22 protein-coding genes are annotated in these 26,287 nt (G+C 70.0%); 17 read left to right on the forward strand and 5 right to left on the reverse strand.

All coding sequences use genetic code 11. From position 1 onward, the window contains the following. Positions 1-29 precede the first annotated feature (29 nt). The 9 genes from ACWCPF_RS02880 (at position 30) to ACWCPF_RS02920 (ending at position 12,027) form a co-directional block, all read left to right on the forward strand. The gene (locus tag ACWCPF_RS02880; protein ID WP_351911809.1) at positions 30-317 is read left to right on the forward strand and encodes a DUF3039 domain-containing protein; all 288 of its coding nucleotides are present in this window, start codon (positions 30-32) and stop codon (positions 315-317) included. A 287-nt stretch (positions 318-604) separates the two neighbouring features. Beyond that, the gene (locus ACWCPF_RS02885; RefSeq protein ID WP_451043179.1) at positions 605-1,900 is read left to right on the forward strand and encodes an extracellular solute-binding protein; all 1,296 of its coding nucleotides are present in this window, start codon (positions 605-607) and stop codon (positions 1,898-1,900) included. Further along, entirely contained in the window at positions 1,897-2,817 is a 921-nt protein-coding gene (locus tag ACWCPF_RS02890) for a carbohydrate ABC transporter permease (RefSeq protein ID WP_451043180.1), read from the forward strand. The genes ACWCPF_RS02885 and ACWCPF_RS02890 overlap by 4 nt, the downstream gene beginning before the upstream one ends. Next, positions 2,814-3,638: a carbohydrate ABC transporter permease gene (locus ACWCPF_RS02895; RefSeq protein ID WP_451043181.1), complete on the forward strand. Its 825-nt coding sequence runs from the start codon at positions 2,814-2,816 to the stop codon at positions 3,636-3,638. Before ACWCPF_RS02890 ends, ACWCPF_RS02895 begins: the two co-directional genes overlap by 4 nt. A 6-nt stretch (positions 3,639-3,644) precedes the next feature. Then, entirely contained in the window at positions 3,645-5,270 is a 1,626-nt protein-coding gene (locus ACWCPF_RS02900; protein ID WP_451043182.1) for a beta-N-acetylhexosaminidase, read from the forward strand. Positions 5,271-5,507: 237 nt separating this feature from the next. Beyond that, positions 5,508-6,401, forward strand: a complete 894-nt coding sequence (locus ACWCPF_RS02905; protein ID WP_358805253.1) for an FAD binding domain-containing protein — start codon at positions 5,508-5,510, stop codon at positions 6,399-6,401. Continuing rightward, positions 6,398-8,200, forward strand: coding sequence for a 2Fe-2S iron-sulfur cluster-binding protein (locus tag ACWCPF_RS02910; protein ID WP_451043183.1), 1,803 nt, complete (start codon positions 6,398-6,400; stop codon positions 8,198-8,200). The genes ACWCPF_RS02905 and ACWCPF_RS02910 overlap by 4 nt, the downstream gene beginning before the upstream one ends. After that, on the forward strand, positions 8,197-10,506 hold the full coding sequence (locus tag ACWCPF_RS02915) for a xanthine dehydrogenase family protein molybdopterin-binding subunit (protein ID WP_451043184.1): 2,310 nt from the start codon (positions 8,197-8,199) through the stop codon (positions 10,504-10,506). The genes ACWCPF_RS02910 and ACWCPF_RS02915 overlap by 4 nt, the downstream gene beginning before the upstream one ends. A gap of 255 nt (positions 10,507-10,761) precedes the next feature. Further along, a complete protein-coding gene (locus ACWCPF_RS02920; RefSeq protein ID WP_451043185.1) occupies positions 10,762-12,027 on the forward strand; it encodes an SUKH-4 family immunity protein in 1,266 nt (421 codons plus the stop codon). Positions 12,028-12,139: 112 nt separating this feature from the next. On the opposite strand, the gene ACWCPF_RS02925 is transcribed toward ACWCPF_RS02920, so the two are convergent. From ACWCPF_RS02925 to ACWCPF_RS02935, 3 genes are all read right to left on the reverse strand, one after another. Next, positions 12,140-14,512 carry an endonuclease/exonuclease/phosphatase family protein gene (locus tag ACWCPF_RS02925; RefSeq protein ID WP_451043473.1) on the reverse strand — a complete coding sequence of 791 codons (2,373 nt, stop codon included), beginning with the start codon at positions 14,510-14,512 and terminating at the stop codon, positions 12,140-12,142. Positions 14,513-14,730: 218 nt separating this feature from the next. Beyond that, positions 14,731-16,047, reverse strand: coding sequence for a hypothetical protein (locus tag ACWCPF_RS02930; protein WP_451043186.1), 1,317 nt, complete (start codon positions 16,045-16,047; stop codon positions 14,731-14,733). Then, positions 16,044-16,469, reverse strand: coding sequence for a hypothetical protein (locus tag ACWCPF_RS02935; protein ID WP_451043187.1), 426 nt, complete (start codon positions 16,467-16,469; stop codon positions 16,044-16,046). The genes ACWCPF_RS02930 and ACWCPF_RS02935 overlap by 4 nt, the downstream gene beginning before the upstream one ends. 1,567 nt (positions 16,470-18,036) lie before the next feature. Between ACWCPF_RS02935 and ACWCPF_RS02940 the strand changes: the two genes are divergently transcribed. From ACWCPF_RS02940 to ACWCPF_RS02950, 3 genes are all read left to right on the forward strand, one after another. Next, positions 18,037-18,528, forward strand: a complete 492-nt coding sequence (locus ACWCPF_RS02940; protein ID WP_451043188.1) for a hypothetical protein — start codon at positions 18,037-18,039, stop codon at positions 18,526-18,528. Between the two features lie 144 nt (positions 18,529-18,672). Beyond that, positions 18,673-19,140, forward strand: coding sequence for a GntR family transcriptional regulator (locus ACWCPF_RS02945; protein WP_451043189.1), 468 nt, complete (start codon positions 18,673-18,675; stop codon positions 19,138-19,140). Continuing rightward, the gene (locus ACWCPF_RS02950; RefSeq protein ID WP_451043190.1) at positions 19,137-19,703 is read left to right on the forward strand and encodes an HD domain-containing protein; all 567 of its coding nucleotides are present in this window, start codon (positions 19,137-19,139) and stop codon (positions 19,701-19,703) included. Before ACWCPF_RS02945 ends, ACWCPF_RS02950 begins: the two co-directional genes overlap by 4 nt. Here the strand turns inward: ACWCPF_RS02950 and ACWCPF_RS02955 are convergent. Both ACWCPF_RS02955 and ACWCPF_RS02960 read right to left on the reverse strand, forming a co-directional pair. After that, positions 19,691-20,164: an NUDIX domain-containing protein gene (locus tag ACWCPF_RS02955; RefSeq protein ID WP_451043191.1), complete on the reverse strand. Its 474-nt coding sequence runs from the start codon at positions 20,162-20,164 to the stop codon at positions 19,691-19,693. The two genes, ACWCPF_RS02950 and ACWCPF_RS02955, sit on opposite strands and share 13 nt — an antisense overlap. A 2-nt stretch (positions 20,165-20,166) precedes the next feature. After that, positions 20,167-20,934: an XRE family transcriptional regulator gene (locus ACWCPF_RS02960; protein WP_451043192.1), complete on the reverse strand. Its 768-nt coding sequence runs from the start codon at positions 20,932-20,934 to the stop codon at positions 20,167-20,169. A 491-nt stretch (positions 20,935-21,425) separates the two neighbouring features. On the opposite strand from ACWCPF_RS02960, the gene ACWCPF_RS02965 reads away from it, so the two are divergent. The 5 genes from ACWCPF_RS02965 to ACWCPF_RS02985 all read left to right on the forward strand — a co-directional run bounded on the left by ACWCPF_RS02965 (position 21,426) and on the right by ACWCPF_RS02985 (position 26,164). Further along, entirely contained in the window at positions 21,426-21,716 is a 291-nt protein-coding gene (locus ACWCPF_RS02965; protein WP_451043474.1) for a hypothetical protein, read from the forward strand. Continuing rightward, on the forward strand, positions 21,713-22,831 hold the full coding sequence (locus ACWCPF_RS02970) for a conjugal transfer protein (protein WP_451043193.1): 1,119 nt from the start codon (positions 21,713-21,715) through the stop codon (positions 22,829-22,831). Before ACWCPF_RS02965 ends, ACWCPF_RS02970 begins: the two co-directional genes overlap by 4 nt. Further along, complete coding sequence (locus ACWCPF_RS02975; protein WP_451043194.1) at positions 22,828-23,445, forward strand: GGDEF domain-containing protein; 618 nt, start codon at positions 22,828-22,830, stop codon at positions 23,443-23,445. The genes ACWCPF_RS02970 and ACWCPF_RS02975 overlap by 4 nt, the downstream gene beginning before the upstream one ends. Beyond that, positions 23,442-23,783, forward strand: a complete 342-nt coding sequence (locus tag ACWCPF_RS02980) for an RRQRL motif-containing zinc-binding protein (protein WP_451043195.1) — start codon at positions 23,442-23,444, stop codon at positions 23,781-23,783. Before ACWCPF_RS02975 ends, ACWCPF_RS02980 begins: the two co-directional genes overlap by 4 nt. A 158-nt stretch (positions 23,784-23,941) precedes the next feature. Beyond that, on the forward strand, positions 23,942-26,164 hold the full coding sequence (locus ACWCPF_RS02985) for a cell division protein FtsK (RefSeq protein WP_451043196.1): 2,223 nt from the start codon (positions 23,942-23,944) through the stop codon (positions 26,162-26,164). The last annotated feature ends 123 nt before the right edge of the window (positions 26,165-26,287 follow it).

Below are 26,287 nucleotides of genomic sequence, written 5' to 3' on the forward strand. Positions count from 1 at the left end.
CGCCGCCGGGCTTCAGTACCCTTGGCGGTATGAGCACTCTTGAGCCCGAGCGCGGGACTGGTACGGGGACCCTCGTAGAGCCGACGCCGCAGGTGTCGCACGGCGACGGGGACCACGAGCGCTACGCCCACTACGTCCAGAAGGACAAGATCATGGCGAGCGCCCTCGACGGGACGCCCGTCGTGGCGCTGTGCGGCAAGGTCTGGGTGCCCGGCCGCGACCCGAAGAAGTACCCCGTGTGCCCCATGTGCAAGGAGATCTTCGAGTCCATGGCCGGCGGCGGGGACGACAAGGGCAAGGGCGGCGACAAGAAGTAGCCGGCCTGAAGCGGCCGGCTCGGCTCGCCTCGGTTGCGTCGGCCGGCTCGGTTTGGTTTTTCCCAAGGCCCTCGGGGCGCGTTTCGGCGCGCTTCGGGGGCCTTTGGCGTGCTTCTGGCGGGCTTTTGGCGTGATTCTCGCGGCGGCTGCCGTTGCACGGGATGCGTCAAGTGGTCACAGAGTGGTGGAGACCTCTTGTCGACGTGTTCATGTAGTCCCTAGCCTCCGGTGTGTTGTGCAGAGCAAAACAGCCATTGCATATGTTGCAACGCTCGGAGGATCGCTCCATGAAGCTCCCCATCAGACTGGCCGTGCTCGCGGCCGCCGCGCTCGTCGCCACCGCGTGCGCCCCCCAGACGTCCGACAACTCCGCTTCCGACACCGACGCGAAGACGGGCACCGTGCGGGTCTGGCTCTTCCAGGAGGTCGGCAACAAGCCGAAGGAACAGGTCGTCGACTCCGTCGTCACCGCGTTCGAGAAGGCCCACGACGGCGTCGAGGTCGCCGTCGAGTACATCCCGGTCGAGACCCGCGCCCAGCGCGTCAAGGCCGCCTTCAACGACCCCAAGTCGGCTCCCGACGTCATGGAGTACGGCAACACCGACACGGCCGGCTACGTCCACGACGGCGGACTCCTCGACGTCACGAAGGACTTCGGCGACTGGAGCGAGACCAAGGACACCGACCCCACCGCCAAACAGTCCGTCACCGTCGACGGCAAGCTCTACGGCGCCCCCTTCTACGTGGGCGTCCGCGCCCTCTACTACCGCACGGACGTCTTCGAGGAACTCGGCCTGACGGTCCCGAGGACCATGGCCGAGCTGGCGACCACCGCCCGCAAGATCCGCACCGCGAAGCCCGACCTGTACGGCCTGGTCGTCGGCGGCGCCTACACCTACGGCGCGATGCCCTTCGTCTGGGCCAACGGCGGCGAGCTCGCCAACGGCAAGAGCGGCTCGTACGCCTCCGCCATCGACAGCGCGGCCGCCCGGAAGGGCATCGCCGCGTACACCTCGCTCTTCTCCGACGACAACTGCCCCGCCGCCAAGTGCGCGGGCATGGGCGGCAACGACAGCGTCACCGCGTTCGCGGCCGGCAAGGCGGGCATGGTGATCGGCGGAGACTTCAGCCACACCGCCGTGGAGGCGGGCGCGGTGAAGGGCAAGTACGCCGTCGTGCCGCTGCCGGGTGTGACGTCCGGCTCGATCGCTCCGGCGTTCGCGGGCGGCAACAACATCGGCGTGCTGAAGAGCACGACGCACCGCACGCTCGCCGTCCAGCTGATGCAGGCCCTCGCCGGCAAGAAGACGCAGGCCTCGCTGTTCGACGCGATGGGCTTCCTGCCCACCTTCACCGACGTCCGGGACGCGGCCGCCGCGAAGGAGCCGTTCGTGAAGCCGTTCGTCCAGACGCTGGCCGCCGGCACCAAGTTCGTGCCCGCGTCGCCCGCCTGGTCGCAGATCGACTCCCAGCTGGTCGTGCCGACCATGTTCCAGGAGGTCATCAGCGGCAAGAAGGACGTGGCGGCGGCCTCGACGGAGGCGGCGCAGAAGATGGACACCGCGTTCGGCTCCACCGGGTGACGCCGGGCACGCCTGTCAGCTCGGGGCGCGCGGATCTCGGGCGGCGGGGGCAGAAGGCGCCCTGGCTCTATCTCGCGCCCGCTCTCGTCGTCCTTGCCGCGTTGCTCGTCTATCCCGTGTACCAGCTCGGGCTGATCTCGCTCTTCCGGTATACCCAGGCGCAGGTCAGCGGTGGGCAGCCGACCGTGTTCCGGGGGTTCGGGAACTACGCCGACATCGTTGCCGACGACCAGTTCTGGCAGGTGCTGCTGTCCACGGTCGTCTTCGCGGCGGCCTGCGTCGTCTCCACGCTCGCCGTCGGCTGCGCGCTCGCCGTGTTGCTCACGCGCGTGCGTGCCGTGCCCCGGCTCGCGCTGATGCTGGCCGCGCTGGGCGCCTGGGCGACGCCGGCGGTCACCGGCTCCACGGTGTGGCTGCTGCTGTTCGACCCCGACTTCGGCCCGGTCAACCGGCTGTTGGGACTCGGCGACCATTCCTGGACGTACGGTCGCTACAGCGCCTTCCTCTTGGTGCTCCTCGAAGTGGTGTGGTGCTCCTTCCCGTTCGTGATGGTCACCGTCTACGCCGGGGTCCGCGCCGTCCCGTCGGAGGTGCTGGAGGCCGCCGAGCTGGACGGCGCCTCGCAGTGGCGGGTCTGGCGGTCCGTGCTGGCCCCGATGCTGCGGCCGATCCTCGTGGTGGTCACGATCCAGTCGGTCATCTGGGACTTCAAGGTCTTCACCCAGATCTATGTGATGACGAACGGCGGCGGCATCGCCGGGCAGAACCTGGTCCTGAACGTCTACGCCTACCAACAGGCCTTCGCGTCCTCGCAGTACGGCCTCGGCGCGGCGATCGGCGTCGTGATGCTGCTGATCCTGCTCGCCGTCACCCTGGTCTACCTGCGGCTGCTGCGGCGGCAGGGGGAGGAACTGTGAACTCTTCCCGGCGATGGCTCGCCGACGCGGTGGCGCTGCTCGTCGCCGTCGTGGTCGCCTTCCCGCTCTACTGGATGGTGCTGAGCGCCTTCAGACCGGCCGGGGAGATCGAGTCCGGCGAGCCGCGGCCCTGGACCCTGTCGCCCTCTCTGGATTCTTTCCGGCGGGTGTTCGGGCAGCAGGAATTCGGTCGGTACTTCCTCAACAGCCTTGTCGTGGCGTGCGCGGTGGTGATCTTCTCCGGCGTGATCGCGTTTCTCGCCGCGACCGCCGTGACCCGATTCCGGTTCCGCTTCCGGACCACCTTGCTGATCATGTTCCTGGTGGCCCAGATGGTGCCTGTGGAGGCGCTGACGATCCCCTTGTTCTTCCTCATGCGGGACTTCGGTCAGTTGAACACCCTGGGGTCGCTGATCCTGCCGCACATCGCCTTCTCGCTGCCCTTCGCGATCTGGATGCTGAGGGGGTTCGTGAAAGCGGTTCCGGAGGCGCTGGAGGAGGCCGCGTACCTCGACGGGGCGAGCCGCAGCCGCTTTCTGTGGCAGATCCTTTTCCCGCTCGTCCTGCCCGGACTGGTGGCCACGAGCGTGTTTTCCTTCATCTCCGCGTGGAACGACTTCCTCTTCGCCAAGTCCTTCATCATCAGCGACACTTCGCAGTCGACGCTGCCGATGGCCCTGCTGGTCTTCTACAAGCCGGACGATCCCGACTGGGGCGGTGTGATGGCCGGCTCCACGGTGATGACGATTCCGGTGCTGGTGTTCTTCGTACTCGTACAGCGACGACTGGTCTCCGGGCTGGGCGGAGCGGTCAAGGACTGAACTGACGTGACTGAACTGATTCCGGTGCCCCGCAGCGTCGTCGCCGGTTCCGGCGAGGTGCGGCTGACGGCGCACTCCCGGATCTACGCCGGCATTGCGACAGAAGGTGTCGGCGCCTGGCTGACCGGCGTCCTCCGGCAGGCCACCGGCCTGCCGCTGCGCGAGGGGCGAGAGCTCGACGACATCGAAGGCGGTGGAATCGGTCTGCAGCTGGACTCCCGGCTGAGCCCCGAGGAATACCGTCTCGTCAGCGACCCGACCGGCGTCCTCATCGAGGGCGGCAGTGCGGCCGGTGTCTTCTGGGGTGCTCAGACTCTGCGCCAACTCCTCGGCCCCGACGCGTACCGCAGGGCCCCGCTCGGCCGTGACCGGACGTGGGCCGTACCGCATGTCACGATCGAGGACGCCCCGCGCTTCGGCTGGCGCGGCCTCATGCTCGACGTGGCCCGGCACTTCATGCCCAAGGAAGGCGTCCTGCGGTACCTGGATCTGATGGCGGCGCACAAACTCAACGTCTTCCACTTCCATCTGACGGACGATCAGGGCTGGCGGATCGAGATCAAGAGGCACCCCCGGCTGACCGAGGTCGGTTCCTGGCGGGCGCGCACGAAATTCGGCCATCGCGCCTCACCGCTGTGGGACGAGAAGCCGCACGGTGGCTACTACACACAGGACGACATCCGCGAGATCGTCGCCTACGCCGCCGAGCGGCATATCGCCGTCGTCCCCGAAATCGATCTGCCCGGCCACTCGCAGGCCGCGATCGCCGCGTACCCGGAACTCGGCAACACCGACGTCATCGACACCTCGCTCCTCTCCGTGTGGGACACCTGGGGGATCAATCCCAACGTACTCGCCCCCACCGACAACACCCTGCGCTTCTACGAGGGGGTCTTCGAGGAACTCCTGGAGCTGTTCCCCTCGGAGTTCATTCACGTCGGGGGTGACGAATGTCCCAAGGACCAGTGGCGGCAGTCGCCGACCGCGCAGGCGCGCATCCGGGAACTCGGCCTCGCGGACGAGGACGAGTTGCAGTCCTGGTTCATCGCTCACTTCGACAAGTGGCTCTCCGCGCGCGGGCGCAGGCTCATCGGCTGGGACGAGATCCTGGAGGGCGGGCTCGCCGAGGGCGCGGCCGTGTCGTCCTGGCGCGGTTACGCGGGCGGGATCGCCGCCGCGCGGGCCGGGCACGACGTCGTGATGTGCCCCGAGCAGCAGGTCTACCTGGACCACCGGCAGGCGCCGGGCGCGGACGAGCCCGTGCCGATCGGCTACGTGCGCACCCTGGAGGACGTCTACCGGTTCGAGCCCGTTCCCGGGGAGTTGACCTCGCAGGAGGCGCGGCATGTGCTCGGCGCGCAGGCCAACCTGTGGACCGAGGTGATGGAGGACCACGCGCGCGTGGACTACCAGGCCTTCCCGCGGCTCGCCGCCTTCGCCGAGGTCGCCTGGAGTGCGCTGCCCACCCCGCGGGAGCGGGACTTCGCCGGCTTCGAGCGACGGATGGCGGCCCATTACGGGCGACTTGACGCCCTGGGCGTCGGCTACCGCCCGCCCGCCGGGCCCCGGCCCTGGCAGCGGCGGCCCGGTGTCCTGGGGCGTCCGATCGACGGTCCGCCCCCGAACCGGTGATACCGCTCGTCACGGAAAAACCCCTGCAGGATCACCGAAGAGTGGCAATTCACGCGCACCGGTGATGCCGTACGAAAACGGACCATCTCCACGGTGAGGTGGGTGAATGCCTCCTAGCGGACCCCCGCGTTCGGGTGTTGCGAAGATGTGCCAGAGTTGCCACGTCCGCCCTGTCAGCACGTACCGTACGGCAACACAGGTGGGACCAGGTGGGGCAGCGGGAAGGGGCAGCCGGTTTTGAGCACGCACGCACCGCAGGCGGCGCAGGCCGTCACGCTGCCCACGTCGCTGGACGAGGCCGTGGCGGCGCTCGCGGCCATGCCCGCGGCCGTGCCGGTGGCCGGCGGCACGGACCTGATGGCCGCCGTCAACTCCGGGCAGCTCAGGCCCGCCGGGCTGGTCGGCCTCGGCCGGATCAGCGAGATCCGCGGCTGGCAGTACCAGGACGGCCACGCGCTGCTCGGCGCCGGACTCACCCACGCGCGCATGGGCCGCCCCGACTTCGCCGCGCTCATCCCGGCGCTCGCCGCCGCCGCGCGCGCCGCGGGCCCGCCGCAGATCCGCAACGCGGGCACCCTGGGCGGCAACATCGCCTCGGCCGCCCCCACGGGCGACGCGCTGCCCGTGCTGGCCGCGCTGGAGGCGACCCTGATCATCGCGGGCCAGGGCGGCGCCCGCCGGGAGATCCCGGTGTCGCACCTGCTGGCCGGCATGGAGATGCTGCGCGGCGGCGAACTCATCGGCTACGTGCGCGTGCCGCTGCTGCACGCCCCGCAGGTCTTCCTGAAGGCCACCGGCCGCACCGGCCCGGGCCGTGCGGTGGCCTCCGTGGCGCTGGTCCTCGACCCCGCCCGGCGCGGCGTCAGGTGCGCCGTCGGAGCCATAGCGCCGATGCCGCTGCGGCCCCTGGAGGCCGAGCAGTGGGTCGCCCGGCTGATCGACTGGGACAACAACCGCACGATCGTCCCGGAGGCGCTGACCGCCTTCGGGGAGTACGTCGCAGCCGCCTGCATCCCCGACCCGGTGCCGGGCGTGGACGGCTCCGTACCGGAACTTCCGCCTGCCGTACTGCACCTGCGGCGCACCGTCGCCGCGCTGGCCCGACGAGCACTGGGGAGGGCGCTGTCGTGACCGACGACCAGCACGGACCCGGACACGGACAGGACACCGGGCGGGAGCAGGGCGCTCCGCAGGGCGGCGGCCGCTGGGACCCGCTGCCCCAGGGGGACTACGACGACGGCGCGACCGCCTTCGTCAAGCTCCCCGAAGGCGGCATCGACGCCCTGCTGGCCGCCCGCGGCGCCGACCCGCTCGCCGCGCCCGGCCACGGGTACGTGCCGCCGCAGATAGCGGTCACGCCCCCGCCGGACGACGCCTGGGCGGCCCCGCCCGGCGGCAGCGACTGGCCCGCACCCCAGGGCACCCCGCAGACGGTGGGCGACGACCGGTTCTCGTACCGGCCGGGCTCGACCGGCCAGTGGTCCTTCGACGACAACTCGACGGCCCAGGGCGCACCGCAGCCCGCCCCCGGCCACGACGTGACCGGCCAGTGGTCGATCCCCGTCGCGGGCGGCGACCTTCCGGACGAATCGGGCGAGTTCACCACATCGGCCCTGGTCGAGCAGTGGGGCGGCACGCCCCCGGCCACCCTGCCCGGCGGCGCGCCCGCGCCCTGGGCGACGGGCACGACCGACACGACCGGCACGGCGAACCAGACCTGGGGCCCGCCCACGGACCAGCCCGGCATGGCGGCGCGACCGGCGACGGACACACCCCCGTACGGACTCGCGCCCCAGCACACGCCCGCGCACGGGACGGGTTACGCGCCGGAGCACGACACGCCGGCCGCCGACCACGACCTGCGCCACCCCGCGCCCGACTACACCGGGCACACGGAGCACCCCGGGCACACCGAGCACCACGCCCACTCCACCGGGACGTTCGCCCCGGACGGCGGCCAGGCCGCCCCGGAGATCTCCGCCGAGGCGTACACGGTGTCCCCGGACGGCCCCCAGGAGGCCGCTCGGCGGCCCGCTGAGGCCGACGGGGCGACCGAGACGCCCGGGAGCCCGGACCACGCCCACGAGGCCGCCCACGGCCCCGCTGAGCCGTCCGCCGAACCCGCCGCCGCGCACGGAGCCCCCCGGGACCCGGCCGACGCGCCCGACGACGAGCCGTCCGAAGGCGGAACCGCGCCCGAGGCGGACGCGGAAGCGGAAGAGACCCCCGCGACCGCCGCGCCCCCCGAGACCGACGACACGCCCGACGACGCCCCGTCGCCGTTCCACGAGGAACACCCCCTCGCGGCCTACGTGCTGCGCGTCAACGGCTCCGACCGCCCCGTCACCGACGCCTGGATCGGCGAGTCGCTGCTCTACGTGCTGCGCGAGCGCCTCGGCCTCGCCGGCGCCAAGGACGGCTGCTCGCAGGGCGAGTGCGGGGCCTGCAACGTCCAGGTCGACGGCCGGCTCGTCGCCTCCTGCCTGGTCCCGGCCGTCACCACCGCCGGCAGCGAGATCCGCACCGTCGAGGGCCTCGCCGTCGACGGCCGGCCCTCGGACGTGCAGCGGGCGCTCGCCAAGTGCGGCGCCGTGCAGTGCGGGTTCTGCGTGCCCGGCATGGCGATGACCGTGCACGACCTGCTTGAGGGCAACCCCGCGCCGACCGAGCTGGAGACCCGCCAGGCCCTGTGCGGCAACCTGTGCCGCTGCTCCGGCTACCGGGGCGTCCTGCGGGCCGTCAAGGACGTCGTCGCCGAACGCGAGGCGCACGCAGAGGCCGAGTCGAACGGGGACGAGGCCCGCATTCCCCACCAGGCCGGCCCGGGCGCGGGCGGCGTCCATGTGTCGGCCTTCGAGAACCCGGCACAGCCCCACCCGCATGACCCGGCATACGGCCAGGGCCAGGGCCAGGACGGAGGCCAGGCGTGAGCAACGAAGCAGCCACCGCGACGAACCCCGCGGCGGCGGCCCCGGCCCCCGAGCCGATCCCGCACGGCCTCGGCGCGTCCCTCCAGCCCGCCGACGCGCGCGCCAAGACGGAGGGCACCTTCCCGTACGCGGCCGACCTGTGGGCCGAGGGCCTGCTGTGGGCGGCCGTGCTGCGCTCACCGCACCCGCACGCGCGCATCGTGTCCATCGACACGTCCCACGCGCGGGAGATGCCCGGCGTACGGGCCGTCGTCACCCACGAGGACGTCCCCGGGCGCGCGTTGCACGGCCGCGGCAAGGCCGACCGGCCGGTGTTCGCCTCCGACGTCGTACGCCACCACGGCGAGCCCATCGCCGCCGTCGCCGCCGACCACCCGGACACCGCGCGGATGGCCGCAGCGGCCGTCATCGTCGAGTACGAGGCACTCGACCCGGTGATCGACCCCGAGCAGGCCTTCGAGGCCGAGCCCCTGCACCCCGACGGCAACCTGATCCGGCACATCCCGCTGCACCACGGCGACCCGGCCGCGGCCGGCGAGATCATCGTCGAGGGCCAGTACCGGATCGGCCGCGCCGACCCCGCCCCGATCGGCGCCGAGGCCGGCCTGGCCGTGCCCCGTCCCGACGGCGGCGTGGAGCTCTACCTGGCCTCCACCGACCCGCACACCGACCGGGACACGGCCGCCGCCTGCTTCGGCCTCGAACCCGAACGGGTGAAGATCGTCGTCACCGGGGTGCCCGGCGCCACCGCCGACCGCGAGGACCAGGGCTTCCAGCTCCCGCTCGGCCTGCTCGCCCTGAAGACCGGCTGCCCGGTGAAACTGACGGCCACGCGCGAGGAGTCGTTCCTCGGCCACGCCCACCGGCATCCCACCCTGCTGCGCTACCGCCACCACGCGGACGCCGAGGGCCGGCTGGTGAAGGTCGAGGCGCAGATCCTGCTCGACGCGGGCGCCTACGCCGACACCTCCGCCGAGGCCCTGGCCGCCGCCGTCTCCTTCGCCTGCGGCCCCTATGTCGTCCCGAACGCCTTCATCGAGGGCTGGGCGGTCCGCACGAACAACCCGCCGTCGGGCCATGTGCGCGGCGAGGGCGCGATGCAGGTGTGCGCCGCCTACGAGGCGCAGATGGACAAGCTGGCGAAGAAACTCGGCGTCGACCCGGCGGAGCTGCGGCTGCGCAACGTCATGGCCACCGGCGACGTCCTGCCGACCGGCCAAACCGTGACCTGCCCGGCGCCCGTCGCCGAACTGCTCCAGGCCGTCCAGGAGTTCCCGCTCCCGCCGCTGCCCAAGGACACGCCCGAGGAGGACTGGCTGCTGCCCGGCGGCCCCGAGGGCGCCGGCGAACCCGGCGCGGTGCGCCGGGGCGTGGGCTACGGCCTCGGCATGGTGCACATGCTGGGCGCGGAGGGCGCGGACGAGGTCTCCACGGCGACCGTCAAGGTCCAGGACGGCATCGCCACGGTCCTGTGCGCGGCGGTCGAGACCGGCCAGGGCTTCACGACGCTGGCCCGCCAGATCGTCCAGGAGACGCTCGGCGTCGACGAGGTGCACGTGGCGCCCGTGGACACCGACCAGCCCCCCGCGGGCCCCGGCTGCCGCGGCCGCCACACCTGGGTCTCCGGCGGCGCGGTGGAACGCGCGGCCAAGATGGTCCGCACCCAGCTTCTGCAGCCCCTGGCGCACAAGTTCGGCATGTCCACGGAGCTGCTCCAGATCACCGACGGCAAGATCACCTCCTACGACGGCGTCCTGTCGACGACCGTCACGGAGGAGATGCACGGCAAGGAGCTGTGGGCGACGGCACAGTGCCGCCCGCACCCGACCGAGCCGCTGGACGCCGCCGGCCAGGGCGACGCCTTCGTCGGCCTCGCGTTCTGCGCGATCCGCGCGGTCGTAGACGTCGACATCGAGCTCGGCTCGGTACGCGTCGTGGAACTCGCCGTCGCCCAGGACGTCGGCCGGATCCTCAACCCCGCGCAGCTCACCGCCCGCATCGAGGCGGGCGTGACGCAGGGCGTCGGCATCGCCCTCACCGAGAACCTCCGCACCCCGCGAGGCCTGATCCGCCACCCCGACCTCACCGGTTACGCGCTGCCCACGGCCCTGGACGCCCCGGACATCCAGATCGTCAAACTGGTCGAGGAACGGGACGTCGTCGCGCCGTTCGGGGCGAAGGCCGCCAGCGCGGTCCCGGTGGTGACCTCGCCCGCGGCGATCGCCTCCGCCGTCCGGGCCGCGACGGGCCGCCCGGTCAACCGGCTGCCGATAAGGCCCCAGGCCGCGGTGGTGACGGACCGGTGAGCGAGCGGGATCCGGCTGCGGCGGCGGTGGCCGTGGTGCTCGGCGGGGTCCGCCTCACCTGAGCCGCGTTGCGCGAGCCGCCGCCTGCCTCCCCGAGGGAACGCGTGGGGCTGCTCGGACGTCTGTCAGTGTGAGGGACCGGCGTCCGGCGTCCCGTGTGCGGGGTGTTGTCGCTGGTCGGGGCCGTTGTCAGTGGTGCCGCGTAGGCTGCGGAGCAGTGGGACGGCGCACGCAACTTTCCGCACGGGGGACCCGATGAGCACGACCAGGACCACCATCGGCACGACGACCACGGCCACCGCCATGACGACGATCACCTTCACCGAGGACGAACTGAACCCGTACATCACGCACGCGCCGACGCGCCGCTGGCTGACCGGCCCCGGCCTGCCGGCCGTGCCGGGCGACGGCGCGCTGATGACGTTCGAGGCGCTGCGCACGGACGGGCTGCGCACGGTCGCGGACTCCACGGGCGACCCCGGCGGCCTCCTGGCGGCGGAGCTGCGCGACCGGCTGGTCATAGGCGGAATCCTGGGCGCCGACGGCCGGGAGACGGAGTCGGTCCTGCTCGACGGGATGACCGGCGAGATCTCGACCACGTACTTCCTGCACGACGGCCCCGGCCTGATGGACACCCGCCCGCTCGCCCCCTCCCTGGAGAAGCTGCTGCGCTACGCGACCGCGGTGGACGAACTGGCGGCGCTGCGCGGCCAGTTCGCCTGCTACGCGGGCCGCCTCGGACCGAAGGCGGTGGCGGAGGCCACCCGTCAGCTGCTCGCGGTCTTCGAGGAGGCGGCGGAGGGCGCGGAGAACGCGGCGACCGCGGAGGCGGACCGCGAGGGCGACTCGGGCCTCTTCTGGAAGCTGGCCGCGGTGATCCGCCCGCTGGCGCTGGTGGCCGGCCCGGGCACGACGTCCGGCCTGGCGCTGGACCTCCCGGTCCGTCTGCTGGACGAGGAGTTCGGCTCCGGCGAGATCGTCCGCTTCGAGGACGTCGACTTCCCGAACGCGCTCACCCACGCCCCGACCCGCCGCTTCCTGCGGGAGACGGGCCTGCCGGAGGAGGTCGTCTGGTTCTCGCTGGAGACCGACATGCCGCTGCAGACCCTCGCCGAGTACGGCGAGGACGACCGCGGCGGAGCCCGCACCGAGGGGCGGCTCCCGGCCGACGCCGACCGGCTGATCCGCCTCGGCCACCTGCTGGAGGACACCAGCCTGGTCGTCGACGGCGCCACGGGCGCGGTGCTGAGCTGGAGCGAACCGGACCTCGGTCTGCGCCCGCTCAACGCCGACATCTCCACCCTGGCGTTCACCCTCTGGCTGATACGCCGCGAGCGCGCGCTGGACGCGGTGCACGAGCTGACCGAGGCCTACGACCAGCTCGCCGAGACGATGTCCCGCACCCTGGCCGCGGTCGACCCGGTCGCCTGCGACCCGACCCCGAACAACCCCACGGACGACGGCTGGCGCTACTGGCCGGGGATGTTCGAGGACGAGGCAGGCGGCGGCCTGTACGCCTAGCAGTGCCTGGAGACGCGCCCCCGAAGGGGCGCGGGGAACTGCGTGACCAGCCACGACGGCGCCGCACCGGAACGACGGCACTTCGCGGCACTTCCAGCGGAGCGCGGAGCGCCTAGTGGCAGCGGCTGACGTCGATCCGCACGATCTGCGGGTCGTGGTCGCTGGCCTGGCCGGCGAACTCGGCGTTGATGTGCACCACGTCGTAGTCGAAGTGCGTGACCGCCGGGCTGGTCAGGATGTGGTCCAGGGTCTGCGAGTTGCCGTCGAAGACGTAGGTGTAGCGCTGGTCGGCCGGCAGGGTGGTGATCAGCGGCTTGAGGACCTTGCCGTCCGTCAGCGTGCTGACGGTCCCCGAGAACTCGTAGTCGTTGAGGTCGCCGAGCACCACGGTCTTGGCGTTCTTGTCCGCCGCGAGCAGCGACTTGACGAACGCGTTCACCTCGGCGGCCTGCGCCTGACGCTGGGTCTCGGAGCTGCGGGCCGGCGGCTGGTAGCGGGAGTGCAGGGGCTGGTCGCCGCCCTTGGAGGTGAAGTGGTTGGCGATGACGAACACGCTCTCGCCGCGGAACACGAACTCGCCCACCAGCGGCTTGCGGCTGTTGGCCCAGGCGTCGCTGGTCGGGTCGATGCGCCCGGGGGAGTAGGTGAGCCGGGCGCCCTTGCGGGTCTTCACCACGCCGGTGGCGGTGGTGGCGTCGCCGCCGGCCCGGTCGGTGAACGAGACCCGCTTGGGGTTGAACAGGAACACCTGGCGGATGTTGCCGCCGGGCTCGCCGCCGTCCTGGTTGTTCGTCGGGGCGACGTAGCGCCACTGGTAGCGGGGGCCGCCGGCCGCGCGGATCGCGTCGGTGAACCGCTTCAGCGTGGCCTCGGAGGTGACGGTGCCGTCGTTCGTCGCGCCGTTGTCGTCCTGGATCTCCTCCAGGGCCACGACGTCGGGGGAGTTGAGGTTGACGGCGATGCCCTGGGCGAGCCGGTCGATCTTCTCCTGGTCGTCCAGCGCGTCCAGGTTCTCCACGTTGTAGGTGGCGACCGCGAGCTCGTCGCCCTTCTGGCGGCGGGTCACCTCCGGCTTCAGCCCGTTGTCGACCAGGGTGCCCAGCTGGGTGGCCTGGACGTTGTAGCCGCCGTAGGTGGAGTAGTCGAGCGGCCCGGTGGTGCTGCCGGAGAGTTCGTCGCCGACGTCGGCGAGCGGGAAGGCGGCGGCGGTGCCGAGCGACATCACCTTCAGCCGGCCGGTGTTCGGCTGGTCGTAGGAGGAGTAGAGCGTGCCGCCGTGGGGCGTGGGGCTCTCCTGCGGCTTGACGGTCACCCACAGCTCGCCGTACTCGTTGCTCGGGCCGACGACCCGGGCGTCGGAGAACGAGACGCGCATGCCTTCGGCGGCCTCGAAGAAGTCCTGGGCGTAGGCGGCGGGTTCGAGCGGGAGCGACTCGATGCTCGCGCCGCCGGCGGTGGGGATGTAGGCGTCCGGCACGCTGCTCGCGTCGGCGGTGACGGCGGCGGGCAGGGCGTTGCCGCTGCTGAGCACGGTCGCCGTCGGCGCGGTGAGCTCGGTGAGGGACTGGCTGCTGCTGCTCGGGTAGTACTCGGTGACCTTGCCGCTGACCAGCACGGAGTCCCCGACGGCCACCGTCGGCGTGACGGACCCGGTGTACACGAAGACGCCTTCGCTGGTCCTGGGGTCGGCGTCGGCCGCCGGGTCCTGGATCCAGTACCCCTGGGACCCGGAGGTCCGCACTCCGGTGACGATCCCCGGCACCCGGGTGACGGTCTGCCCGGCGAGCGGGGAGAGCCGGGTGGCGCCCTGGATGTCGTGGACGCGGACGGTCCCGGGCGTAGTGGGATCGCCCCCGCCCCCGTCCCCGTCGCCCGGATCCGGGGTCTGCCCGGCGGAGTTGACGGGGGACGGCGTCCCGGACGCGAGATCGACGGCGTTGTCGTCGGTGTCGGCGAGGGCGGCGGCGCGGCTGACGGAGGCGGTGTTGGAAGCCCCGGCAACCGGCCCGCTCCCCTCCCGCACGACGGCGCTGCCGTAGCCGACCAGGTCCACGATCCGGCTGTCGGCGGCGCAGTCGGCGGCGGTCTTGCAGGTCAGGGCGGCGGTGCCGGAGACGAGCGCGATGGTGCCGGTGGTGGCGCTCATGGCGATGGACCCGGTGGCGTCGACTGCGGGCAGGGCGACCGTCCCCCCGGAGCCGACCCCCTCGCCGACGAGGAACCGCCCGCCGGGCGCGACGCTGCCGCTGAGCGCGGTGACCTGCCAGGTCGAGGAGGAGGACGGCGAGCCCGGCAGGTACTGCACGCTGTACCCGGCGAGGTCGTAGGCCGCGGCGCCCGCGTTCGCGAGCTCGACGAAGTCCCGGGTCAGGGTCGCACCCGAGTTCCCGCCGCCGCCGTACACCTCGGAGATCACCGCGGAGGCGGACGGCGTCGCGTAGGCCGCGGGCAGCGAGGTGATGGCGAACGCGCTCGCCACACCCACGGATATGAGCGCGTAGGCGGTACGGCGGGGTCTGTTACCTACAGATCTGGACACGCTGGCGATCTCCTCGTACGTCGTCGGGTACGGCCGATGGTGGTGTGGGGGAGTCGGCTCAAGTTACGCGCGTAGAGAGGCGGTCTCAAGAGGTCGTAGGTTAAATCCGGGGAACGGGAAGGTGTGTTGAGCCGCCCGGTCGAAGAGTTCGCGGCCGCCCGGAGTCAACTGCCGCCGGTCGGGGCGTCGTCGTGGTCGGACGATCGGGACCGACTGGGCTTCGCGGAACTCTGGTCGACCCGGTCCGCCAGGAGCAGCATGGCGGTGAGGAGGCCCAACACGGCCGGCAACCCGATCTGGTGGGTGACGCCGATCCGGTACAGCCCGATGCTCGCCCCGACACAGGCCACGATCCCGAGGACGACGACGAGACCCGCGAGCGCTCCGCCGTGGTCCTCCCGGAGACACCGCGAGCACCACCGCGACGAGCACCTCTCCCCGCTCGCCACCAGCTTGATCCCGCGGACCTTTTTGTATCTGTAGTGAACGCGGAACTTCCCGAGGCGCGAATGATGCATGCGGCGTCGACGTCTGCGCAGGCAGACGCGCCGGTCGCAGGGAGAGGTGCCGACGACGATCTCCCTTGCGAGGTTCCACATGACCTGCTGGTGCACATGCCCCGGACGGCCGCTACCGCCGTAGCCACCAGCGGTAGCGGTAGCCGTAGCGCCGACGGCGGTGACGGTGGCCGCCGGGCCTGGCCCGCTGAGCACGGCGACCGGCTCGCGCTCCTCCGGTCGCGGCTGTGTCGACTGCGAGGGCCGCTTCGCGAGGCGACGGTGGGCGTCGTCGCGTTCGGCGGCGTACTGGTCGGCGCGGGCGCGTTCGGCCGCCGCCTGCCGGTCGGCGTGCTGCCCGGCGGCTTCCGCGGCCTCACGGCGTCGGCGTTCGGCGCGGTGGTCGGCCTCGGAGGCGGCGGCGGAGGCGTAGGCGGCGTCGCGCTGCTCCTGCAGCCGCGCGTTGGCGGCCAGCGTGTCGACGTGGCGCTGTTGGAACTCGGCGAGTTGGCCTTCGAGTGCGGCGAGCCGGTCGGCGTAGGCGGCGAGTCGGACCCCGTGCGACTGGAGGTCGGCGAGCCGGCGTTCGACGGCGACGAGCCGGTCGGCGTAGGCGTCGACCTGGGTCGCGTAGTTCCGGAGGTCGTCGAGGGCGGCGTCCGCGTGCGGGACGGGCCTGCGTTCGAGCACGGCGAGCCGGTCGGCGTGGGTGGCGAGCCGGTCGGCGTGTCGCTGGAGGTCGGCGAGGGCGGACTCGATCTCCGGCAGCGACCCCCCTGGCGGCTCGGCGCCGGGCGCCGCGTGATGGATGTGCAGCTCACCGATGTTCGTGACCCGACTGTCCGGGGCACAGGCGGAGTTCTCGACACTGCCGCCGACCCCGATGGCGTCCGGACCGACGTGCAGGTGGCGCGCGCCGTCGGCGGACGAGGCGGCGGTGCCGTCGACGGGGCGTTTTCGGCGGGACCAGGGCTGTGCGGTCATCGGCGGCTGTCGTCCCCCAAGGCGTTGTCGGCGATGTCCCCGACGGCGGCCACCGAGCCCGGCCCGGCCTGAACCTCACCTCTGCCCGGCCGGTCGGCGGGCCGCCGCCGGGGCGTATGCGGCCCCGAAACCACGGCGCCCTGCCCGATCGCGTTCCCGACGAGGTCCCCGCCGGCCGCGATGCCGCCTCGCTCGGCCCGTACGAGACGCCTGGAGCCGCCGATGCTGCCCGAGGCACCGTTCAGGGCGAGCACGGAGATCGCCACCCCGGCCAGCCCGACCACCGCACCGACGACACTCGCCACCTGCCCCGCGGCATTCAGATCCCCCACGACGGCGAGCGACACCAGCGCCGCCGACCCCGCCCCCGCCACTCCCACGGCGGCCCACACCACACCCCGGCGCTGCCCCACGATCCCCATCGACCCCTCCCGCCGCCCGTTCCGAAGAAGCGCCCACAGAGTCCCACCACGCGACCCCAACCGCCGGGAGAACAAAGAGACATCGCAAAACCGCTCATCAGACGCCTCGAACGATCACGTTCAGGCATCCGGCCGGACGACCGAAAGGGCGGCACCCCACGCGGGGTGCCGCCCTTCCGTTCTGCCTGGTCAGACCGGTCGGAGGCCGTGGCGGGAATCGAACCCGCGTAACTCGCTTTGCAGGTTTGTCTGTGCTGGTCAGGGCATGGTTCGGGTGCGTTCATGTGCGTTCGAACTCGTACAGGTGGCGAGCTAGACGGGGTAGAGCGAACCGCTGTGGACGGTCGTGTACGGCCATGAACGAGACGGAAACTGAGACGGACTTGGAGTCCCGGCATCCGCACGTAGCCGTTCACGGACGGCTGACAGGGCCAGGATGCGACCATGGGCGGAGCCCGCTGTGACTGACACCTCCTGAGCGACTTCACGAGGGCAGATGGGATGCTCAGTAAGGAAAGAGATCATGCGTAGTCGTACTTACTTCGTTCCGTTCTCTCCGACTCCCACCGCTTTGCCGAAAGGGCGTGTGGAGTCTTTCCTTGAATGGATTTCAAACCGTAGTGAACTTCCTGCCTCCATTCGTTCGCGGGCCCGGTTTAGGTACATCCATCTAAATGGCACTCGGTTTACGCGTCGTTTCACTCAGCGGGATATCGAGGAGAATGCCAATGCGCGCCTTCCTCAAGGCGAATCGGTTTCGTTTCGCGCAATTTGGATGGTTGAGTTCTATACGCCACCGGACGCTAGGGATATTTATAGGAGACTTCAGCAGCTTGACGGCCTTGCCCCGGCGGCGACTCGGCGGGGTTACGCAAATTGGTTCAGGTCTGCCCGAATGGCTGACGGAGGCGCTTGGATCAAACTGCCCAATTTTGCGCCTCCGGGTCAGTCGACTTTGGGGCGGGATGAGATTTTTACCGCACTTCCTGAGGGGGTCAGTCGAGTTTGGGCCAGCCTTGTAGCAGTGACGCATGGGATCAGTGCGCTCGTGCTTAGGTTTGAATATTACGAGGATTTCGCAAAGAGCTACGGGGAACTTTTGCGTGAAGATCAAGGTAAGAGATTGGAGCCTATCGGTAATGGGCACTCCATCATTTCTCCAATGTCTATGAAGTCGCGAAAGGTTAAGGAGTGGCGGCGATGTCGGGTTCAGCAGGCTAGCGCATGGGTTACCGCGCATTACCCCGGGCATTTCGCCCGACAGGCCGAAACGCACCCTGTCGTCTACTTTGTTACAACATCTAACGTAGTGCCGTGGCGAGATGAGCCATCGGGCAACAGGGCCGATGGGTACGGCGTGCTTGATTTGAGACCCGACTTTAGGTCTCAATGGGAGCCGGTGAATCTGACATCGCTACGGTTTCGATGGGCGACTGAAAACACAGATTATTGGCATGGCGGACAGGAGTTGCTCACGTGTGCGGCGCGCGAGTCGGATTTGCTATCTGCGGAACCTGTTGGAGTTGGTTCCCACTCCTCTTCGAGCATCTCCCATGCCATGCAACGCTTGGATGACGATCTTAATGGTATCGCCGTTAGGTGGAGTCTCTACTACTACGTCGACAAGCTAAGTGATCAGATTGCGGAGGTTCGAGATCAGGCCACTTCAATCGCGAACGACGCTACTCACAAGGCTTTCGTATCTCTTCGAAATCGCCTGCTAGTCAGTGGAATTGAAAGTCAGCTTGTAGGGAAAGAAATTGTCGCCTTTTCTGCGAGCAATAGATGGGTCGGGCAAAGCTTTCAGTTGAACGAAATTTTGTCTCAGGCGCTTTTGGGTCTAGGTGGGTCTCCGGGCCGGTTTCATTCCGCTCTGGCAGGACGTATCGCGAACGAGTCGGCCCGAATTGCTAGTTCGGAAAAAGAAATCAGGGATTTGGTGTCGGCTGCCGCTGACTTGACTAATGCGGCGTACGGGATTCGGTTGCAGGCGGTAGTGCTCTGGCTTACGGTGGTCTCGATAGTAGTGGCAGTTATTGCACTGGTCGTTGCCTTTTAGATCAGTTGCTTCAGAATTTCATGGGGCGTGGATGCGGTTCCCTGAACGAAGCGAAGCCGGTACCTTTTCCAGCTGAGGCGCTCTGGCCCGACCCTCAGCGTGGGACGCTTGACGCTGACGGCGGGATACGAAGAGGGAGGGTGAGTGGCGCAACAGGCAAGCCCGCGCGGGACTTTTCAGAAGATCGCTGATCAGCTCAAGGCACAGATGGATCGCGACCCGGAGTTGGTGGAGCTACCACCGATCGCAGAGGTCATACACGATCACCAGGTCTCGCGCGGTGTGGTGCTTCGGGCGTTCGCGGCGCTTCAAAGGGCTGGTGTTGCAGAGCCCGTTCCGGGCGGACGCTGGCGCTTGGTCAGGGAGGGACAGCGGACCGATCGCCGGCCCCTCGCTGAGCGGCTCACTGACGTCTTCGCGGATGACGGCCTTGAAGTTGGGGCAGCGTTCCCGAGTGCTTCTGTGCTGTGCGAGAGGTTCGGTGTCTCGCGCCCGACGCTCACCAAGGCGTTGGGGAAGCTGGAAGCCGCAGGATGGCTGTCCGAAGGGGGGCAGGGCAAGCTACGTACCGTGCGGGCCCTGCCGAATCGAGAGGAGAGTTCCGCACCGTGACGGGACTGACGGAGTGGGCGTACCCGCTCGCCGAATCGCTGCTTTCCGACCCATTGCCGCGTCGTTGGAAGCACTCGGTTGGAGTCGCCGAGCGCGCACGCAGCATCGCGCCGATCCTCGGTGCGGACGCGGAGCTGTTGGAGGCTGCTGCTGTCCTACACGACATCGGGTACGCGCCGGACCTCGCCAAGACGGGATTTCACCCGCTCGATGGGGCCCGTTACCTTCGCGACATCGCGCATGCTGACGAGCGGGTTGTGCACCTGGTGGCTCATCATTCCTGCTCATGGATGGAAGCAGAGGCCAGGGGGCTGCGCGAGGAACTTGAGGCCGAGTTCCCGCGCGAGAGCGCGCACCTCAATGACGCCCTGTGCTACTGCGACATGAACACGACTCCGGACGGCACGCCCACGAACCCGGTCGATCGGATCAATGAGATTGCCGGCCGGTACGGTCCGGACAGCCTGATCGGGACGTTCATCCGTCGGGCCGAACCGGAGATCCTCGCGAGCACATCACGCGTACTCGAACGCGTCGCCGTCGCGAAGCGTCAGCCGACGTAGGGTGCCGTGCGCGTTTGGTTTATCGCGTGCTCAATTCTGAGCTGCATGGTGGGGTGGACGTCTAGCTTCGGCAGGTCCGATGGGGCGACCCATCGGACCTGCGTCGTTTCGTTGCTCGTGCGTACCTCGCCCCCGATCGGTCGCGCGTGGAAACAGATGCTGAACTGCTGCCTGACCTCGCCGTCGTCGTACTGCATCACGTGGCCGGGGTCGGTGTAGATCCCGGAAATGTCGACGACCTCAGCCTTGATTCCTGTCTCTTCCCAGACCTCGCGAACCACTGTGTCACTGATGGATTCGCCTACATCGTGCCCGCCGCCAGGCAGCGCCCAGCGTCCATTGTCGGATCGCTGGATCATCAGCACCTGTCCCGCGTCGTCTTGCACGAACGCGACCACGGACGGCACCACCGAGTTGGCCGGCGGGGCGTCAGGGTCGTGCAGGTAGTCAATGCGTCCCATGGTCAGGCTCCTGTGATACTCGCGATGTCTTGATCTGTGATCGGTCGGGCGTTTTCCCAGGTGTGTTCGATGCTATTCGCGTACGTGTCGAACAGTCCGCCCCCAGGCAGTCGACGCAGATGCAGGACTGGGGCCATGTAGGCACCGATGCCGTAAACATGTGGGTTCACCAGCATCTCGTCATCGGACCGGTAGATGGAGTTGTAGAGCGTGGCATCGTGCAGCCGGAACCCGATGTCAGGGTGACTTCTCATGAGCGGCCGGTAGTGCACTAGGGAATTCCGAATCTTGCCGCCCATGATCCGATGTCCCTCGTCTATGCCGCGCTGCTCGACTGCCGCGCAGTCGGGGTCGCCAAGCAGGATGCGCACCTGTGCGCCTGCCTCAACCTTCGCCTTGGCGAGGTCGTGAAAGACGGGGTCCTCAGACAGAAAGAGCCCGGAGTAGACGAGTACGTCAATGTTTTGTCGCGCCCGTCCGTAGATCTCTCGCCAGAGACCGGGCGGCACCGCGTGGCGATGTGGGTAGACCGTGACGATCTCGGCTTTCGTCAGGTCGGCCGCGCTCTGAACTGCTCGATCGTCGTCCCAGAGCGTCGTGACATCGACCTTGAGAGCGGCGGCCGTCGCGTACTGATGTCGCCTATACGGAACCTTCCCCTTCGTGATCCAGCGTTCGACGGTCTTCGGATTGACATCGATCTCTTCGGCCAGCGTCTGAACCGTCATGCCGCTGGCTAACAGGGCAGACCGCAAGCGTTCGTTGGACATCTGAACCCCCGATGGGACGTCTAGGGACCTCTTGAAGGTACTCAGACGTCCTTGAGGTGTCCACGTACGGGGTGACCAAGTCCCCTGACCTGGGGCGATTCTGATGGTGCGCCAAGAAGTTCCGGCGCAAAGCCAAGAGGTTCCGCCGCTGCACTTGACGGATCCCCATGCGGTACCTGTAAAACAGGTACCGCAGCGACGTCCGGAGGAAAGCCCGAGGGGGTGAGTACGAAGGCAGCGTTCGTTCCTTGAGAACTCAACAGAGTGTTGTGAGCTGACGGGGCCTGACCCCGTCCCCGTGGCGGCCGGGTGATGACCGTCGGCCCCGGCATGCAGCCGTGAAGGGCGCGGGATCGAATCCCGCCCGGGGCGCTGGGCCTGCCGCCATGCGTGGTGACGGCCCTCATTTCCGGTGCGGCGGCACTCCCGGACAGGACAGCCCGCCGCCCGGTTCCCTCCCGACGTAGCAAGAGGAGAGATCCACCATGCGCATGCGCAACTTCGTCGCCGGCCAGGAAGCGCACGGCGACACCGAGTTCGCGGAACTGGCGATCGGCATCGACGTCGACCTGTTCCGGGGCCCGCTGGAGTTCGAGACGGACGACGAGCGGGCCGCCCGTGAGGACGCGGCCCGTGACGTCCTCGCCGACCTGTGGGAGCAGGCGGAGGCCGGTGAGGAGATCGCCGGTTGGGACGCCCTATACGCCGACGCGCTGACCCGGACGGTGCCCTTCCTGCGTGCCGCTCGCGGCCACCGCGAGGGAGCGGGGGAAGCGGCATGAGCGAGATTCGCAAGCCCCTGACAAGGGTTCAGATCGGTGTGCTGACGGCCGCGTTCGTGCCGATGCTGGCCACGGGCGTGGTCGGCGGCATCGGCACCTACAGCAACATCGGCCACGCCTACGGCACCGGCACCGCGCTCGGTGCGCTCGGTGCCGGCGAGGGCGCGACGGCGGTGCTCGCGCTGGTCCTGCTGGGGTTGACCATGCTGGGGCAGTCCTCGCCGCGCGTCGTGCGGGCGGGACTGTGGGCGTTGCCGGCCGCCGCCGCCGTCATGGGCGCGATGGCCGCCCCGGACCCGGGCCGCACGGTCGTCTACGCGCTGACGCCGATGGGCATGTCCGTCTCGGCCGAGGGCATGGCGTTCCTCGCCCGTCGGATCGTGGTCCACACCGACGGGCGTGATGCGGAGAACGAGCGGCGCACGGCCGACATCGTGCAGGCCCTCGCCTACCACCGGGCGCGCGCCGCACATCACCCGACCAGTCGGGTGCGGAAGCGTTCGGATCGGGTGTCGTGGCGTCTGGCTCGCAAGGTCGGGGTCGGGGACACGGCGTTGGGATCGAGGCTGTTGGACGTCCAGCGCGACCGGATCACCGGCGGTGCGGACGCTGCGCTCGCGGCGATGTTCGCTCCCGCCGCGCTCGATTCGATTCCGGTCGCGAATGAGGAGGAATCGTCTGGTAGTAGTCGAGAACGGTCTATGGCTGACCTGCTGGAATCGAGCGCTCCGACGGTCGTGGTGACGCGGCTTTCGGTGCCCGATCCGGTGCCGGTCGACTTCGGCAAGAGCGGCACCGGCATGAAGTCGATGCCGGCTGTCGTCCCGGCGGTGAAGCCGGTGCCGATCGCCCCGGCACCGGTCCGGTCGCTGCCGGCCGCGTCGACCCCGGCGCGTCGGGCGACGGGCCGTGTCCCGGTCGCCGCGAAATCGACCCGCACCCGCCGCACCCCCGACCAACTCATGACGGAGGCGCGGAAGGCGACGGCCGGTTGGACGGACGCGCAGATCACCGCTGAGGGCATCCGCCGGGCCCTGCGCACCTCGCCGGCGAACGCGCGGACGCTGCGGGACGCGCTGCTCGCCGAACGCGCCGCGACGGCGGTGACGCCGTGAGCACCCTCGCCGCGCTCTTACCGACCGTGCCGCCCATCCTCGGGTGGGCGGTGCACGCCCGGTGGCTGCACGCACGGCTGACCACGGCCCGCCGTGACCCGCTGACCGGGCTGTGGACGCGGGACGCGTTCACCCGGCGGGCCCGCCGCCTGCTGCGCGACCCGCGCGCCGTGGTCGTCCTCGCGGACGTCGACCGCTTCAAGCAGATCAACGACACCCACGGCCACGCCGCCGGTGACCTGCTGCTCGCTGCGGTCGCCGCCCGTCTCGCCCACGGCACCAACCCGGGCGGGGTCGCGGGACGGTTGGGCGGGGATGAGTTCGCCGCCGTCGTCGTCGACCGCGACGGCACCATGGCCGACCGGCTGCACACCCTCGCCCGCGTCCTCGCCCGCCCCGTCGACACCGCCCCCGACGTGCACACCACCGTGTCACTGGGGTGGGTGCGCGCCGTCGACCATCCGGGCGAGGACCTGTCGGCGCTGCTGCGCCGCGCGGATGAAGCGATGTACGCGGCCAAGCGGTCCGGCCGCTCCGGGCCCCGGCGTGCCCGCCTCGGTCGCCTGCTCGGGTCGGTGGCCGGCCGTCGTCCCGGACGGCGCGGCGCGGCATGAGTACCCTGCCCGTCTTCCGGTGGCACCTCGCCCCGGACGGCTATGCCACCCGCCGCCAACTGAGGGCCCGCGACCTGCGCCCCGGCGGTCAGGACGTCGCCGCCCAGCTTGAACGCCCCCGGCGGCGGGGCCGCCCGCCCCTGGTCGCCTATCTGTACCGCGTCGACCTCGCTCGCCCGGTGCGTCCGATGACGCCGGCGAAGTGGGCGGCGCTGGCAAAGGCCAATGCCGCCCGCCGCCGTTGCCCCGAGTGTGGCCAGGACGCCGGGTACGTCATCCCGCCCACGCTCGGATCCTGCGTGACCTGCGCATTTCCCGAGGAACAGCGCGTCGCGTGACCTGCGAGGGGTACAGACCGTACCCCTCCGCATGGGGGCAGGATTCCTACCCCTTACCGCCCAGTAGGGCCCTCATCATCTCTGCACCGGGTCCGGCCGCCCGACCTTCCACAGCAAGCCGGCCGGACCCTTCGACTCCAAAAAGGAGCACCTACATCGTGTCCGAGACCACCACGTTCACGCCCACCGGGGACCCCGAGGGCACCGAGCGGCCGACGGCCGACGTGCTGCCGTTCCCGCTGAAGAAGACCACCGGCCCGGCCGCGTCCGGCGAGGGCGAGGCCAAGCCGGGTGAGTGGGAGGCCGAACTCCCCGACGCCGACGACCCGGAGGCCGACGGGCTGACCGAGGGCGTCGCGGTCGACCCGCCCCGCGAGGTTTACCCGCCCTCGGTCGCGGAGTGGATGGAGGCCAGGGACAAGGCCCGTCTGCCGGTCCTGCCGGACTGGGTGAAGCTCCCCGACCAGCGCACGGCCGTCCGCAAGTGGGCCGTCCGCCACTACACCGCCGTGGCCGGCTACCACGCCGTACGCCTGCCGCTGGTCTACACCCCGAAGATCTGCATGTACTCGCCGCGCGGCGCGTGGCGCTGGTCGGCCGCCGTCGGCCGGTGGGTGGCCGACACCGAGGGCAAGCCCCTCAGGCTCGCCGCCGTCGCCGACGAGAACGCGGCCGACTACCTGAAGCTGTCCCGGCAGCGCAACGACCGGGTCAGGCTGCGGGGGATCGTCGCCGCGCTCGGAGGGTTCATCGGCCTCGCCGCCGCGCTGACCCTCTACGTCATGGCCCCGTCCTGGCTGTTGCTGCTGTCCGTGGCCGCGCTGACCACCACCCTGGGCATCGTGGGCGCGCCGGCGGATCGGCCGCTGATCGACATGGCTAAGGTGACGTTCCGCAAGCGGAAGCTGTCCTCGGACATCGTCATCCGCGCGCACGAGGTGGCGCGGCTGACCAGCAAGGATCAGTCGATCTCGTTCCCGCGTCCGATCGGGCGGGACGGCGACGGGTGGCGGGTGGTCGTCGACCTGCCGTACGGCAAGACGTTCGAGGACGCCCTGAACGCCCATGCGCGTCTGGCGTCCGGCATGGACATCGCCCCGACGCAGTTGTTCTTGGACAAGGACGACAGCAGCGGGCGGCGGGTGTCGTACTGGATCGCCGACCGTGACCCGCTCGCCGTGCCGTCGGGCAAGTCGCCGCTGCTGGGGGCGACGCGGGTGGACTTCTGGAAGCCGTTCCCGTGGGGCGTCGACGAGCGCGGCAACCCGGTCATGGCCACGATGCTGTGGCTGTCGCTGCTGGTCGGCGCGGTGCCCAGGCAGGGCAAGACGTTCTCCGCCCGCACCATCGCCCTGGCCGCCGCGCTGGATCCGCACGTGCGGCTGTACGTGTTCGACGGGAAGGCGTCGCCGGACTGGCGCACGTTCGTCAAGGTCGCTCACCGCATCGGGTTCGGCATCGTCCCGAAGAACGGGGTCGACCCGGTTCAGCATCTGCTGACCTCGCTGCGGGAGTTGAAGGCGGACGTCGAAGACCGCTATCACCGGCTGTCCGAACTGCCGCTGCACATCTGCCCGGAGGGCAAGCTGACCCCGGAGATCAGCCGGGACAAGAAGCTGAACATGCCGCTGACGCTGTTCGTGGTCGACGAGGTGCAGGAGTACCTGACCCATCCCGAGCACGGCAAGGAGATCCTGTCCCTGCTGGTCTACCTCGCCCGCGTCGCCCCCGCGGTGGGCGTCAGCGTGATGACGGCGACGCAGAAGCCGGACGACAAGGCGTGCCCCTCGGAGCTGCGCGACCAGCATCAGGCCCGGTTCGCGCTGCGCGTCGGTGCCTACCAGGTCTCCGACACCATCCTCGGTGCCGGCTCGTACAGCGAGGGCTTGGACGCGTCCAAGCTGCTGAAGTCCCACAAGGGCGTCGGTCTGCTCAAGGGCATGTCCGATGACTCGGGGATCGTGCGGACCTATCTCGCCGACGGCCGCGACGCCGAACGCGTCCTGACCCGCGCCGCCGCGCTGCGCGAGGCCGAGGGCACGCTGTCCGGGGACGCGGTGGGCGAGGCACCGGCCCCGGAGACGTCCGCGACGATCCTGGACGACGTCGCGGCCGTGCTCGGCAAGGGCGAGGCCAAGGTGTGGTCCGAGACGATCGTCGACCGCCTCGCCGACCTGCGCCCCGATGTCTACGGCCCGTGGGCGCAGATGGAGGCCAAGCCCAAGGCCGAAGCGCTCACCGCAGCGCTCAAGCCGTTCGGCGTCGGCACCGGGCAGATCAGCCGGCGCATCGACGGCGAGCAGGTCAACAAGCGCGGCATCAAGCGCGAGGACGTCGCCGCCGCGATTACACAGCGCAACGACAAGAGGGACGCCGGATAGGTCCCGAACCCTGCTACCGGTAGCGGCGGGCGTCGCTACCGGTAGCAACCCTGCTAGCAACTGAAACCGCCCCTGATCAGGCCGCTAGCAGATAGCGGCCGACCTGCGGAAACCCCCTTCAAC

Source organism: Streptomyces sp. NPDC001858 (genome assembly GCF_053594615.1).

What these genes read in the sequence shown, in the direction of transcription:
- ACWCPF_RS02880 (WP_351911809.1), top strand. Translation starts at nt 30, where the DNA reads ATGAGCACTCTTGAGCCCGAGCGCGGGACTGGTACGGGGACCCTCGTA.
- ACWCPF_RS02885 (WP_451043179.1), top strand. Translation starts at nt 605, where the DNA reads ATGAAGCTCCCCATCAGACTGGCCGTGCTCGCGGCCGCCGCGCTCGTC.
- ACWCPF_RS02920 (WP_451043185.1), top strand. Translation starts at nt 10,762, where the DNA reads ATGAGCACGACCAGGACCACCATCGGCACGACGACCACGGCCACCGCC.
- ACWCPF_RS02930 (WP_451043186.1), bottom strand. Translation starts at nt 16,047, where the DNA reads ATGACCGCACAGCCCTGGTCCCGCCGAAAACGCCCCGTCGACGGCACC.
- ACWCPF_RS02935 (WP_451043187.1), bottom strand. Translation starts at nt 16,469, where the DNA reads ATGGGGATCGTGGGGCAGCGCCGGGGTGTGGTGTGGGCCGCCGTGGGA.
- ACWCPF_RS02955 (WP_451043191.1), bottom strand. Translation starts at nt 20,164, where the DNA reads ATGGGACGCATTGACTACCTGCACGACCCTGACGCCCCGCCGGCCAAC.
- ACWCPF_RS02960 (WP_451043192.1), bottom strand. Translation starts at nt 20,934, where the DNA reads ATGTCCAACGAACGCTTGCGGTCTGCCCTGTTAGCCAGCGGCATGACG.
- ACWCPF_RS02965 (WP_451043474.1), top strand. Translation starts at nt 21,426, where the DNA reads ATGCGCAACTTCGTCGCCGGCCAGGAAGCGCACGGCGACACCGAGTTC.
- ACWCPF_RS02970 (WP_451043193.1), top strand. Translation starts at nt 21,713, where the DNA reads ATGAGCGAGATTCGCAAGCCCCTGACAAGGGTTCAGATCGGTGTGCTG.
- ACWCPF_RS02980 (WP_451043195.1), top strand. Translation starts at nt 23,442, where the DNA reads ATGAGTACCCTGCCCGTCTTCCGGTGGCACCTCGCCCCGGACGGCTAT.